This window comes from Leucobacter sp. (assembly GCF_053528595.1).
Genome location: NZ_JAIVPF010000025.1, coordinates 14,213 through 27,105, shown reverse-complemented (window position 1 = coordinate 27,105; position 12,893 = coordinate 14,213). Strand labels below are relative to the sequence as shown.

The following is a 12,893-nucleotide window of genomic DNA, read 5'->3' as shown; positions in this document are numbered from 1 at the left end:
AGGACCCAGACCATCGTGAAACTCTCCCGCACCCTCCTTCCCGCCGCTCTCGCCGGGGCACTGCTGATGACCGCGTGCTCGGCCGGCGGGGCGCCCGCCGAGGACGCCTCCGGAACCGACTGCGTCGCCGGCGGGGAGGCGAGCAAGGCCGTCGAGGTGACGGGCGAGGTCGGAGCGGGCCTCGAGCTCACCTCCGACACCCCGCTGCAGGCCGATGAACTGCAGCGCACCGTGCTCGAGGAGGGCGAGGGGGAGACGCCCGACGAGGGCCAGCAGGTCTCCGTCGCCATGACCATGTTCAACGGCACGAGCGGCGAGACCGTGCAGGAGGCCCCCGAGAGCGCGACGCCCTTCGCGAAGGACGCCCTGTTCGGCTGGGCCTACGAGGGGCTCCGCTGCGGCGTTCCCGGGCAGCAGGTGGCGCTCGTGACCTCCTTCGCGGACGCCTTCGGCGACTACACGGCGGAGGACATGGGCTTCTCGAACGTGACGGAGGAGGACTCCCTCGTCATCGTCATGCAGATCGGCGAGATCACCGACGCGCCCGAGGAGACCGCGGAGCCCGGCACCCTCGGCGAGGACGAGCTGCTGAAGAAGGCGGAGGGCACCGCGGTGGACGCCCCCGAGGGCTTCCCGACCGTGGAGCTCGCCGAGGACGGCTCGCCCACCATCACGATGCCCGAGGGCGTGGACGCGCCCACCGAGCTCTCCATCGCCACGCTCATCGAGGGCGACGGCGAGGAGGTGCAGCCCGGAGACCGCGTGTACGTGAACTACCGCGGTGTGATCTGGCGCACCGGCGAGGAGTTCGACTCCAGCTGGAGCCGCGGTGCGCCGACCGACTTCCTCACGACGCAGGTGATTGGGGGCTTCCAGGAGGCGCTCGAGGGCCAGAAGGTCGGCTCGCAGATCATCTCGGTGGTTCCGGCCGAGGACGGCGGCTACGGCGCCGCCGGCCTCGAGCAGCAGGGCCACGAGCCCGACGACGTGATGGTGTTCGTGCTCGACATCCTCGGCACGGTGCACGCGGAGTAGCGATCAGCGCCGACGGGGGATCGGCGGCCCGACCGCACCCAGCCCCGCCGCTCCTCCCGAGCGGCGGGGCTGCGTCGTCTCCGGCGACCCGTCAGAATGGAAGGCATGAAGCGCGTCGTCATCCTCGGTTCCACCGGCTCGATCGGCGAGCAGGCGCTCGACGTGATCCGCAAGAACCCCTCGAAGTTCCAGGTGGTCGGCCTCGTCGCGGGATCCCAGGCCGACCGGGTGCAGCAGCAGGCCGACGAGTTCAACGTCGAGCACACCGCCCTCGGGGCCGACGCGGCTGCGCGGCTGATCCGGGAGGTGCCCGCCGACGTCGTGCTGAACGGCATCACGGGATCGATCGGGCTCGGCCCGACGATCGCGGCTCTCGAGGCCGGCCGCACCCTCGCGCTCGCGAACAAGGAATCGCTGATCGTGGGCGGCGACCTCGTCACGGGGATGGCCTCGCCGGGGCAGATCGTGCCGGTCGACTCCGAGCACTCGGCGATCGCGCAGGCGCTCCGCTCGGGCAGCGGCGACGAGGTGCGCCGGATCGTGCTCACCGCGTCTGGCGGCCCGTTCCGCGGCCGCAGCCGGGAATCGCTGCGCGATGTCACGCCCGAGCAGGCGCTCGCCCATCCCACCTGGAACATGGGACGGGTGGTCAGCACGAACTCGGCGACGCTTGTGAACAAGGGGCTCGAGGTCATCGAGGCGCACCTGCTGTTCGGCGTCTCCTACAGCGACATCGACGTGGTGGTGCACCCGCAGTCGATCGTGCACTCCATGGTCGAGTTCGTCGACGGGTCGACGATCGCGCAGGCGTCGCCGCCCGATATGCGGCTGCCCATCTCGCTCGGCCTCAACTGGCCCGATCGGCTCGCGAACGTCGGCGCGCCGCTCGACTGGACGACGGCGTCGAGCTGGGATTTCGAGCCGCTCGACACCGCCGCCTTCCCCGCGGTCGACCTGGCCAAGGAGGTGGGGCGCGCGCGGCGCACCTACCCCGCGGTGTACAACGCGGTGAACGAGGAGGCGGTCGAGGCGTTCCACGACGGCCGGATCGGCTTCCTCGACATCGTCGACATCGTGCGCGAGGTGCTCGAGGCGCACTCCGCGCCCGAGAAGCTCACGCTGGAGTCCCTCGCCGAGGCCGAGCGCTGGTCGCGGGAGCGGGCGCAGCGGGTGATCGTCGCGCGCTCCGCACGTTGACACCGTCCCCGTCGGTCGGGCGCGGCGCCCTCCGCCCGGTGATCGCGGCGCCCTCCGCCCGGTGATCGCGGCGCCCTCCGCCGGGTGATCGCGGCGCCCTCCGCCCGGTGATCGCGGCGCGCTCCGCCGGTTGCGCGCAGACCCCCCTCATCCTGCGCGCAGACCCCTCCGTCATCCTGCGCGCAGTCGCAGGATCCATCCCGGGTCCCGGGTCCCGGGCTCCCCGAAACTCCACAGCGCGGCGCACTAGCCTGAGTGCGTGACTGAGGTGCTGCTCTATCTGCTGGGGATCGTGATCATCCTGGCGGGTCTCGCGCTGTCCATCGCGCTGCACGAGATCGGCCATCTCGTCCCCGCCAAGCTCTTCGGCGTGAAGGTGACGCAGTACATGGTCGGCTTCGGCCGAACGCTGTGGTCGCGAAAGAAGGGCGAGACCGAGTACGGCATCAAGGCGATCCCGCTCGGCGGCTACGTGGCGATGACCGGCATGTACCCGCCGAGCAAGCCGGGGGAGGCCCCGCGCGCATCCACCACCGGTTTCCTCAACTCGGTGGTCGAGGAGGGGTCGGGATCCGCCAAGCGGGCCGCCCGCGGCGACGTGGTCGCCGAACTGGAGCGCATCGGCGATCCCGATTCGCCCTCGGACGCGGAGATCGGTGCCGGGGGCGCCGCGGGCTCCGCGAGCGGGGGGATCGACGAGCCGCGCCGCGGCATCGCCGGGATGGTGGAGGACGCGCGGCAGGCGAGCGCGGAGACGATCGAGGCGGGCGAGGACCACCGCACCTTCTACCGGCTGCCGATGTGGAAGAAGATCCTCATCATGCTCGGCGGGCCGTTCATGAACCTGGTGCTCGCCTTCGTGTTCTTCGCGATCGTGCTGGTCGGCTTCGGCCTGCCGCAGAGCAGCACGACGATCGGCAGCGTGAGCGAGTGCCTGCTGCCCGCGTCGAGCACCGCCACCTCCTGCAGCAGCGACGATCCCGCGGCACCGGCCGCCGATGCCGGCCTGCGTCCGGGCGACCGGGTGACCGCGGTCGACGGCACCGCCATCGAGACCTGGGACCAGTTCCGCGGAATCGTGGGCGAGTCGCCCGGCCGCACCCTGGACGTGGAGATCGAGCGCGACGGAGCGCCGCAGACGCTGCGGCTCACCCCGGTCCCGAACGAGCGCGCGGTGGCCGACGCCGACGGGCGGGCCGTCACCGATGCGAGCGGCGAGGCGCTCACCGAGACGGTCGGGATGATCGGTGCGACACCGGCATCGGAGACGGTCTCGCGGCCGATCACGGAGGTGCCCGCCTTCGTGGGGGAGAACGTGGCGCAGGTCGCCGGGGTGATCGTGCGGCTGCCGGAGCGCATGGTCGACATCTGGCACGCCGCCTTCGGCGCGGAGGAGCGCGACCCCGACGGGCCCATCAGCGTGGTGGGGGTCGGCCGGCTCGCGGGCGAGATCGTCAGCCTCGACGAGGCCCCCGTCGCCGCTCGCGCGCAGACGATGTTCGGGCTGCTGGGATCCCTCAACGTCGCGCTCTTCGTGTTCAACCTCGTGCCGCTCATGCCGCTCGACGGCGGGCACATCGCCGGTGCGCTCTACGAGGGGGCCAAGCGCGGGATCGCCCGGCTGCGCCGCAAGCCGGATCCCGGTCCCATCGACACCGCGAGGATGGTGCCGGTCACCTTCGTCGTGATCGTGGTGCTCGGGGGGATGAGCGCGCTGCTGATGTACGCCGACATCGTGAAGCCCGTGCAGCTCTTCGGCTGACGCCGCTCGGCCCGCCCCGCGTCCCGCTCGGCCCGCCCCGCTCGCTCTACCGGTCCGACAACGCCTCCACGTGCGTCAGTAGTTGTCACCAAACCTCAGGTTTGGTGACAACTACTGACGCACGGACGCGGGCCGGCGGGCCTCCGAGAGGGTCCGGATCTCGGACCGGCGGTAGACTCGTGCACGTGGCTGCAGTCAATCTAGGAATGCCGACGGTGCCCGAGGTGCTCGCCCCGAGGCGCAAGACCCGCGAGATCTCGGTCGGATCGGTGCGGGTGGGCGGCAGCGCCCCGATCTCGGTGCAGTCGATGACCACCACGCCCACCACCGATATCAACGCGACGCTGCAGCAGATCGCCGAGCTCACCGCCGCCGGCTGCGACATCGTGCGTGTCGCGTGCCCGAGCCGGGACGACGCCGAGGCGCTGCCGATCATCGCGATGAAGAGCCAGATCCCGGTCATCGCCGACATCCACTTCCAGCCGAACTACGTGTTCGCCGCGATCGACGCCGGCTGCGCCGCGGTGCGCGTCAACCCCGGCAACATCCGCAAGTTCGACGACCAGGTGGGCGAGATCGCCCGGCGCGCGCAGGCTGCGGGCGTCTCGCTGCGCATCGGCGTGAACGCGGGATCGCTCGACCGCCGCCTCCTCGAGAAGTACGGCAAGGCCACCCCGGAGGCGCTCGTCGAGAGCGCGGTGTGGGAGGCCTCCCTCTTCGAGGAGCACGGCTTCCACGACTTCAAGATCTCGGTCAAGCACAACGACCCCATCGTCATGGTCAAGGCGTACCGCCTGCTGGCCGAGCGCGGCGACTGGCCGCTGCACCTCGGCGTCACCGAGGCGGGACCGGCGTTCCAGGGCACCATCAAGAGCGCGACCGCGTTCGGCATCCTGCTCTCGGAGGGCATCGGCGACACGATCCGGGTCTCGCTCTCGGCCCCTCCCGTCGAGGAGGTGAAGGTGGGCCTGCAGATCCTGCAGTCGCTCAACCTGCGCGAGCGCAAGCTCGAGATCGTCTCGTGCCCCTCGTGCGGCCGCGCGCAGGTCGACGTCTACACGCTCGCCGACCAGGTGACCGCGGGCCTCGAGGGCATGAGCGTGCCGCTGCGCGTCGCCGTGATGGGATGCGTGGTGAACGGCCCGGGCGAGGCGCGCGAGGCCGACCTCGGGGTCGCCTCGGGCAACGGCAAGGGCCAGATCTTCGTGAAGGGCGAGGTCGTCAAGACGGTGCCCGAGAGCGAGATCGTTGCCACGCTCATCGCGGAGGCGAACCGGATCGCCGCCGAGATGCCGGCGTCGGCGGGCACCGGCGCACCCGAGGTCGTCACGGCGTAGCGGGCGCCCCCGCGGCGCGGACCCCGTCGGGGACCAGCTCGACGACGCCCGTCGGAACGTCCGCCGCGACGACGCGCAGCAGCGCCGCCGTTCCCGCCACGAGGCCGTCGGCGGGGCACTGGGCGGTGACCGGCGGATCCTCCAGCTGCACGCGGGCGACCGCGCTACGCACCTCGACCACCGTCGCCGGGAGCACCTCTCCGACGCGATCGCGCAGCAGTGCCGCCTCGACCCGGTCGAGCGCGGCGGCGGTGAGCTGCCCGGCGCGCTGATTCGAGGAGCGCATGAGGGACGGGAGCTCGGGGAGGCTCTCCCGCACCCACTCGGGCACGGCGCGTCCCGCGCAGAGGGCCTCGCACACCACCAGTCCCCAGCGGTCGACGAGACGGCGCAGTGGCGCCGTGACGTGCGCGTACGGCGCGGCGATCGCCGCCTGCCGGGGCTGCTCGGGGGCGGTCCCGTCGAACGCGGCGTAGTCGGCGCCGCGGAAGAGCGAGGCGGCGGCCTGCAGCACCGCCGGCGTCTGCGCGGCGGAGCGGTCGAGCCCGCGCAGGTACTCGCCGTACACGACTCCCTCAGGCCAGGGCTGCCCGAGCGCCGCGACGCGGCGGCGGAACTCCCGCAGCGCGTCGTGGGTCGGCTCCGGCATCGTGCGCAGCACGCCGATGCCGCCGTCGAGCATCAGCTCTCCAGCGGCGATGCCGACGAGCAGGGAGAGCTGGGAGTTCCACTCCTCCACGGGCAGGGGGAAGCGGCGCTCGATGCGGTATCCGTCGGGCTCGCGCACGATCTCCTCGTCCGGGAGGTTCAGGCTCGCGCCGCCGCGTGCGCGTTCCCGGGCGACACGCAGGGCGCCGAGCTCGGGCAGCAGCGCGAGCGGGCCGTCGGCCTCGCCGCCGTCGATGCGCAGCTGCGCGCCGGCGTAGTCGAGCTGAGCCCGCGAGCGCACCAGCGCCCGCTCCACCCGCGCCTCGCCGGCGGCGCCCGAGCCGTCGAGCTGCACGGTCCACACGAACGCCGCGCGATCCTCGCCCGCCAGCAGCGAGGCGCGGCCTTCGCTGAGCAGCCGCGGGTGCAGGGGCACCGAGCCGTCCGGCAGGTAGAGCGTCTGGCCGCGGCGGCGCGCCTCGAGGTCCAGTGCACCGCCCGGGCCCACGAATCCGGGCAGGTCCGCGATCGCGTAGCGCACGAGCAGGCCCTCGCCCCGGCGTTCGAGGTGGAAGGCCTGGTCGAGATCTCTCGATCCTCGCGGATCGAGCGTCACGAAGCCGATGTCGCGCAGATCGCGTTCGGGCATCGAGGGCGATGCCTCCGACGCCTCGGCGAGCACCGGGTCGGCGAAGCCGTCGGGAACGGAGAACTCCGTGCGCAGGGCGGCGAGGGCAGCCGCGAGCTGCCCGTGGGCGGAGCGCGGGGAGAGATGCGTGTGCCTGGCGGGCATGGCCCCAGCCTACCGGTGGCGCGGAGGGCGGCACCGGCGATCCCGACGGCGCCGTGCTACCGTGCGGGGATGCCGAGAACCGACACCGCCGTGCGCGAGATCGCCGCCCCTCCCGAGCGGGTCTACGCCGCCTTCGTCGAGGCCGAGCAGCTGCTCGCCTGGCTCCCGCCGAGCGGGATGCGCGCGAACCTCGACCGCTTCGACGCGCGCCCCGGCGGGTCCTACCGGATGGTGCTGCGGTACGACGATCCGGTCTCGTCGCCCGGGAAGTCCGGCGACGGCTCGGACGTGGTGGAGGCCCGCTTCGTCGAGCTCGTGCCCGGAGAGCGCGTGGTGCAGGAGGTCGACTTCATCTCGGACGACCCGGCGTTCCGCGGCACCATGCGGATGACGTGGAGCGTGGCGCCGAGTGCCGCCGGGAGCCGGGTCGAGATCCGCGCGGAGGACGTTCCGTCGGGCATCTCGGCGGCCGAGCACGCCGTCGGGCTCGCATCGTCCCTCCAGAACCTGGCGGCGCACCTCGAGCGCTGAGCCGCGATCGCGACGCGCCCGGGACACTCGGGCGCCACGCCTAGACTGGGGGATGTGAAGCCCCTGCCGAACACCGAACAGCCGAACACCGACCTGCTCGAAGCGCCGGCCGGCGAACCGTCCGCGGCGCCGTTGTCGGCCGAGGAGCCGCTGTCGGCCGAGGAACTCGACGCGAGGATCGCGGAGCTCGTCATCGAGGCCGGCGTGAAGGGGCAGCGCGGCCTGATCCGGCGCATCCTCTCGACCGGGATCGGGCTCGGAATGGACGGGACGAGCCGCCTCAACCTCAAGATCACGGCGGCGGCCGTCGAGGAGATGCGCACGGCGTTCCGGCTCTTCGCGCCGTACGTCGACACGCCCAAGGTCTCGATCTTCGGTTCGGCGCGCACGAGCGCGGGGGATCCGCTGTGGCGCGCGGCCGAGGCCGCGGCGCGCGGGCTCGCCGAGCAGGGCTGGATGGTCGTGACGGGCGCCGGTCCGGGGATCATGGAGGCGGCGGCGACCGGGGCCGGGCCGGAGCGATCGCTCGGGGTCTCGATCCGCCTGCCGTTCGAGGAGCGGCCGAACGCGGTCGTGGCCGACGACGACCGCCGCGTGGCGATGAAGTACTTCTTCACCAGGAAGCTCATGCTCGTGAAGGAGTCGAGCGGTTTCATCTGCCTGCCCGGCGGTTTCGGCACGATGGACGAGACCTTCGAACTGCTCACGCTGCAGCAGACGGGCAAGATGGTGCCGATGCCGATCGTGCTGCTCGACCGCCGCGGCGGCACCTTCTGGCGCGGGTTCGCCCGGTTCGTGACCGAGGAGCTCGCGGGATCCGGTCTCATCGCCGTGAACGACCTCGACCGCGTGCTCGTCACGGACTCGGTCGACGAGGCGATCGCCGAGATCGCCGGCTTCTGGCGCAACTACGACTCGCTGCGGTGGTTCGACGAGGAGCTCGTGCTGCGGCTGCGGGCCGAGCCGAGCGACGCGGAGATCGCGGAGCTCAACGAGCGCTTCTCCGGACTGTGCCTCCGCGGCCGCATCGAGCGGGCGGAGACCCGCCGTGCCGAGATCGCCGAGCAGGACCGCCCCGAGCTGCCGCGGATCGTGCTCACTCCGCGGCAGCGCGCCGTGGGCGACCTCTACCGCCTGATCCGCGCCATCAACGAGCTGCCGAGCGCTCCGTAGCCGCGCTGCCGGCGCCCGGGGGCCCCGGCGCCGGCGAGTGGCGGAAAACACGGGTGTTCTCGGGGAATCGGCCGCGTTTTCCGCCTCTCACGCGAGCGGCGCCAGGAGCGGCCAGGGCTGGAGCTGCTCGACGGCGGCTCCGACGCGGAACACCGATTCCTCCGCGTAGGGGTGTCCGACGATCTGCACGCCGATCGGCACGCCGTTGCCCGCCATCCCGGCGGGCACCGCGAGCACCGGGCAGCGGTTGCCGACGTTGAAGGGCACGGTCATGTGGGCCTGCCAGTAGTGCTCGAGGTGCAGCTCCCCGCCGCTCTCCGAGGCGTCCGGATCCGGGACGTCGATCCCGTCGAGGTAGTCGGCGTCGGCGACGAGGCCGTCGACCGCGCTGACCGGGGTGAGCAGCACGTCGAAGCCGTCCATGGCACGGGCGAGCTCCGCCTGCATCCGGCTCTCTCCCGCGAGCGTCTCGACGAGGCTCATCCGCTCGCCCGCCGCGCGGGCGTCGGCGATGAAGCGGGCGGTGTAGTCCGCGAGGCTCGGCATCCCCTCCGTCAGCCGGGCCATGGCCGGGCCCAGGATGTGCCCGAAGTGGCCCATGGTGATCTCGCGGATCTCCGAGCTCGTCCACGGGAGCTCGACCTCCTCGACGATCGCTCCCGCGTCGGCGAGGAGCTCCGCCAGGCGCAGGATCGCGTCGCGCACATCCGGGTGCACGGGATAGTCCCCGAGTCGCACCGACAGGGCCACGCGCCGACCGGCGAGCCGCTCCGCCGCATCGGGGTACTCGAGCGGGATGCGCCCCTCTCCGGGCACCGTCCCGTGATCGACGGGGTGGATCCCCGTGAGCACGTTCGTCAGGAGCGCCGTGTCGGCGACCGAGCGGGCCATCGGGCCGTCGCCGCGGTACCAGTCGGCCGACAGCGGGGGCAGCCCCGGGATCCTGCCGTACGGGGCCTTGTAGCCGACCACCCCGCAGAAGCCCGCGGGGATCCGTGTGGAGCCCGCGATGTCCGAGGCGGTCGCCAGCGGCGCGTAGCCGGCGGCGAGGGCGGCGCCCGCGCCCCCGGAGGAGCCGCCGGGGGAGAGCGCGCGATTCCACGGGTTCCGCGTCACGCCCCAGAGCCGGGAGTGGGTGACCGTCGCGCAGCTGAACTCGGGCGAGGCGGTGCGGGCGTGCACGATACCGCCCGCGGCGGTGATCCGCTCGATCAGCGGGTGGTCGGCCTCGGCGCGCTCGTCGCGCAGCGCCACGAGGCCCTGGCTGAGCGGCTCGCCCGCGATCCCGTGCTTCTCCTTCGTCGCGATCGGCAGGCCGAGCAGCGCGGTCGAGCCGGCGCCGAGCGGCTCGTCGACCCCGGAGCGGTAGCGGCGCTCGGCGCGGATGGCGGCCTCGCGCGCCCCGTCCAGGGTCTGCACGACGGCGTTGACGGATCCCGACCCGTCCGGGTCGCTGCGATCCACCGCCTCGATCCGCTCCGCGACCGCATCGATCAGATCGACCGGGGAGAGGGCGCCGGAACGGAAGGCGCGCAGCGCGTCGATCGCCCCGAGCGCGTGCAGCTGCCGCCCGGTCACCGCCCCACCGCCTCGGCGACGGCGGGGCTGCCCGGATAGGCCACCCCGTCGAGCGCCCCGGTCAGCATCTCCGCGATCACGCCGGTGATCGCTGCGAGGCCGTTCACCAGGTCCTCGTCCCGCGTGAGCTCGCGCTCGCAGTGGGAGACGCCGTCGACCGACGGTACGAACATCATCACCGACGGAGTGACCGTGTTCAGGGCCACCGAGTCGTGTCCGGCCATCGTCTGCATACGGCGGATGCCGAGACCCAGGGAGTCGGCGACGCGCTCCTGCAGCTCGACGCCCTCCTGCGGGTAATACCGATTCGGCCGGATGTCGAAGTCCTTCGCGACGATCTCGAGGCGCTCCTCCTCGGCGACCCGGCGGAACCGCTCGATGAGCGCGTCCCGCGCGCCGCGGACGATGCCGGGATCGTTCGCGCGCAGATCGGCGACGAGGTGCACGTGACTGTTGACCACGATCGGGGAGTTCGGCTCCACCGTGATCTGGCCCACGGAGGAGACGAGCGACTCGTCGGGGTACTCGGCGCAGATGTCGCGCACCAGCAGCGTCACGCGCGCGGCGCCCACGAGGGCGTCTCGACGATCCGCCATCGCCGTGGCTCCGGTGTGGGACTGCTCGCCGATGATCTCGATGTCGAGCTTCTGCGTGTACCAGCTCGAGTCGACCGCCCCGAGCGCGACCCCCTCCCGCTCGAGGATGCGCCCCTGCTCGATGTGCACCTCCGCGTAGCCCGCGAGCTCGCGCGGTCCCTGCGACGTGCCGAGGTACCCGATCCCCGCGAGCGCCTCGCGCACCGTGCAGCCGTCGAGATCGCGCACCGCGAGGATCTGCTCCCGGTCCATCAGCCCCGAGAACACCGAGCTGCCCATGATCGAGGGGGCGAACCGGCTGCCCTCCTCGTTGAACCAGTCGACCACGACGAGGTTGTACTCGGGGTCGAGCTCGCCGGCCTCGACGCGGCGCTGGATCTCGGCCGCGGCGTGCAGGGATGCGATCACCCCGTAGGCCCCGTCGAAGCGGCCTCCGCGCGGCTGGGAGTCGAGATGCGAGCCGCTGAGGATCGCCGGAGCGCCGGGCACGAGCTCCACCGTGGCGAACACGTTGCCGATGCCGTCGACATCGACCGACCAGCCGCGTGAGCGGGCGAACTCCGAGAACCAGTCGCGGGTCCTGCGGTCCTCCTCCGTGGCCGCCTGGCGCTCCACGCCGCCGTGTTCGGTGGCGCCGATCGCGGCGACGTCGTGGAAGTCCTGCAGAAACGCGTCTGCGGCGGCCTGATGGATGGGCATGGTCTGTTCCTTCATGTTCTGCGTCTTCTCCGGTGGGGTGTCGGGTGGGGTCGGGGGCCTGCGCCGGCGGGGAGCCCGGGGCTACTTGGTCCAGCCGCGCGTCTCGGGCACCCGGGTGACGGCCATCACGATGAGCGTGAGCAGGGCGACGCCGATGACGTAGAAGGCCGGGGAGTACGGCACCGCCGTGGCCTCGACCAGCGCCGTGCCGATGAAGGGTGCGGTGCCGCCGAGGATCGCGTAGCCGAGGTTGTAGCTGAAGGCCGCCGAGGTGAAGCGGTTCCTGGTGTCGAACACCTCGATGAAGAAGGTGTAGCAGCCGCCGCCATAGAAGCAGATCGCGACGACGAAGATCAGCTGGCCGACGAGGGCGAGGCCCACGCTGCCGCTGGTCACGAGCGAGAACGCGGGGATCGCGAGGACCGCGATGGCGAGCGCACCGCCGATGAGCATCGGTCTGCGGCCGATCCGGTCCCCGATGGCGCCGGCGATCGGCAGCAGGACGGTGTACGCGAGCATCGCCGCGCCGTTGAGCAGCAGCGACTGGTCGCGGCTCAGGTTCCCGGTGGTCGAGACGTAGGAGATGAAGTAGCCGGAGAGGAAGTAGAAGCCCATCGCGGTCAGGCCCATCACGAACACGACCTGGATCATCTGCAGCCAGTTCTTCCGGAAGGCCTCGCGGATGGTGGTGTGCGACCCCCGCTCGGCGTCCCCGTCGCGCGCCGCCTGCTCGCGCATCATCTCCTTGAACGCCGGCGACTCCTCGGTCTTCGCGCGGATCCACAGCCCGATGAGCGCGAGCGGGAGGGCGATGACGAACGGGATCCGCCACCCCCAGGACATGAAGGCCTCGTCGCTCATCGAGGAGGAGAGGAAGAGGACGAAGAACGCGGCGCAGACCGAGGGCAGCGCAGTCGCGGCGAGCGTGATGTTGACGAAGAGGCCCCGGCGGTGGACGGGCGCGTGCTCGAACACGAACGACGGGGCGCCGGCCGACTCGCCGCCGGCCGAGAGCCCCTGCAGCAGGCGGAGCAGCACCAGCAGGATCGGCGCCGCGACGCCGATGGTCTCGAAGGTCGGCAGGAGGCCGATGCCGGTGGTCGCGACACCGATGGTGAGCAGCGTGATGACGAGCACGTTGCGGCGTCCGACCCGGTCGGCGAGCGAGCCGAAGAAGAGCCCGCCCAGCGGGCGGATGAAGAACGCGACGCCGAAGGTGGCGAACAGCACGAGCAGGCCGGTGAGCGGGTTGTCCGAGGGGAAGAAGAGCTGCGCCAGCACCACCGCCGAGACGCCGTAGAGGGCGAAGTCGTAGAACTCGATGAACTGGCCGACGCTCGCGCCGGCGAGGACGCGGCGCTGCATCGGGGTGATACCGGGACGGGGACGATCGAGCGCGTCGACGGGTCGGGGCGGAGACTGAGCTTCATTGCTACGAGGAGTCATGGACCCAGAATCTAGGGAGTTCTCATAGTTTCTGTCAATGCGAGAAATTCTTGCCTCGGGTCGGTGTGATCGGGTGCTGGGCGCGATCCGGCCTCGTG

The 12,893-nt window shown here is 72.0% G+C and carries 10 protein-coding genes; 6 read left to right on the top strand and 4 right to left on the bottom strand.

Translation table 11 applies throughout. The features are described from left to right. Nucleotides 1-15: 15 nt before the first annotated feature. From ACWKZU_RS04485 to ispG, 4 genes are all read left to right on the top strand, one after another. Nucleotides 16-1,035, top strand: coding sequence for an FKBP-type peptidyl-prolyl cis-trans isomerase (locus tag ACWKZU_RS04485; RefSeq protein WP_449281196.1), 1,020 nt, complete (start codon nucleotides 16-18; stop codon nucleotides 1,033-1,035). Between the two features lie 105 nt (nucleotides 1,036-1,140). Continuing rightward, a complete protein-coding gene (gene dxr / locus ACWKZU_RS04480; protein ID WP_449281195.1) occupies nucleotides 1,141-2,232 on the top strand; it encodes a 1-deoxy-D-xylulose-5-phosphate reductoisomerase in 1,092 nt (363 codons plus the stop codon). A 259-nt stretch (nucleotides 2,233-2,491) separates the two neighbouring features. Beyond that, nucleotides 2,492-3,994 carry a M50 family metallopeptidase gene (locus tag ACWKZU_RS04475; protein ID WP_449281194.1) on the top strand — a complete coding sequence of 501 codons (1,503 nt, stop codon included), beginning with the start codon at nucleotides 2,492-2,494 and terminating at the stop codon, nucleotides 3,992-3,994. Nucleotides 3,995-4,200: 206 nt separating this feature from the next. Next, nucleotides 4,201-5,331, top strand: coding sequence for a flavodoxin-dependent (E)-4-hydroxy-3-methylbut-2-enyl-diphosphate synthase (gene ispG / locus ACWKZU_RS04470; protein ID WP_449281421.1), 1,131 nt, complete (start codon nucleotides 4,201-4,203; stop codon nucleotides 5,329-5,331). Here ispG and ACWKZU_RS04465 read toward each other — a convergent pair. Next, the gene (locus tag ACWKZU_RS04465; RefSeq protein WP_449281193.1) at nucleotides 5,321-6,772 is read right to left on the bottom strand and encodes an RNB domain-containing ribonuclease; all 1,452 of its coding nucleotides are present in this window, start codon (nucleotides 6,770-6,772) and stop codon (nucleotides 5,321-5,323) included. The genes ispG and ACWKZU_RS04465 overlap by 11 nt on opposite strands. Nucleotides 6,773-6,841: 69 nt before the next feature. Here ACWKZU_RS04465 and ACWKZU_RS04460 point away from each other — a divergent pair, with 69 nt between their 5' ends. Both ACWKZU_RS04460 and ACWKZU_RS04455 read left to right on the top strand, forming a co-directional pair. Then, nucleotides 6,842-7,303, top strand: a complete 462-nt coding sequence (locus ACWKZU_RS04460; protein ID WP_449281192.1) for an SRPBCC domain-containing protein — start codon at nucleotides 6,842-6,844, stop codon at nucleotides 7,301-7,303. Between the two features lie 132 nt (nucleotides 7,304-7,435). Beyond that, on the top strand, nucleotides 7,436-8,476 hold the full coding sequence (locus ACWKZU_RS04455) for an LOG family protein (RefSeq protein ID WP_449281420.1): 1,041 nt from the start codon (nucleotides 7,436-7,438) through the stop codon (nucleotides 8,474-8,476). Between the two features lie 87 nt (nucleotides 8,477-8,563). On the opposite strand, the gene ACWKZU_RS04450 is transcribed toward ACWKZU_RS04455, so the two are convergent. The 3 genes from ACWKZU_RS04450 to ACWKZU_RS04440 form a co-directional block, all read right to left on the bottom strand. Next, nucleotides 8,564-10,054, bottom strand: coding sequence for an amidase (locus ACWKZU_RS04450; RefSeq protein ID WP_449281191.1), 1,491 nt, complete (start codon nucleotides 10,052-10,054; stop codon nucleotides 8,564-8,566). Beyond that, nucleotides 10,051-11,349, bottom strand: coding sequence for a M20 family metallo-hydrolase (locus ACWKZU_RS04445; RefSeq protein WP_449281190.1), 1,299 nt, complete (start codon nucleotides 11,347-11,349; stop codon nucleotides 10,051-10,053). The genes ACWKZU_RS04450 and ACWKZU_RS04445 overlap by 4 nt, the downstream gene beginning before the upstream one ends. Nucleotides 11,350-11,430: 81 nt before the next feature. Further along, nucleotides 11,431-12,714 (bottom strand): MFS transporter, encoded by a 1,284-nt coding sequence (locus ACWKZU_RS04440; protein WP_449281189.1) that lies wholly within the window; start codon nucleotides 12,712-12,714, stop codon nucleotides 11,431-11,433. Nucleotides 12,715-12,893: the final 179 nt, after the last annotated feature.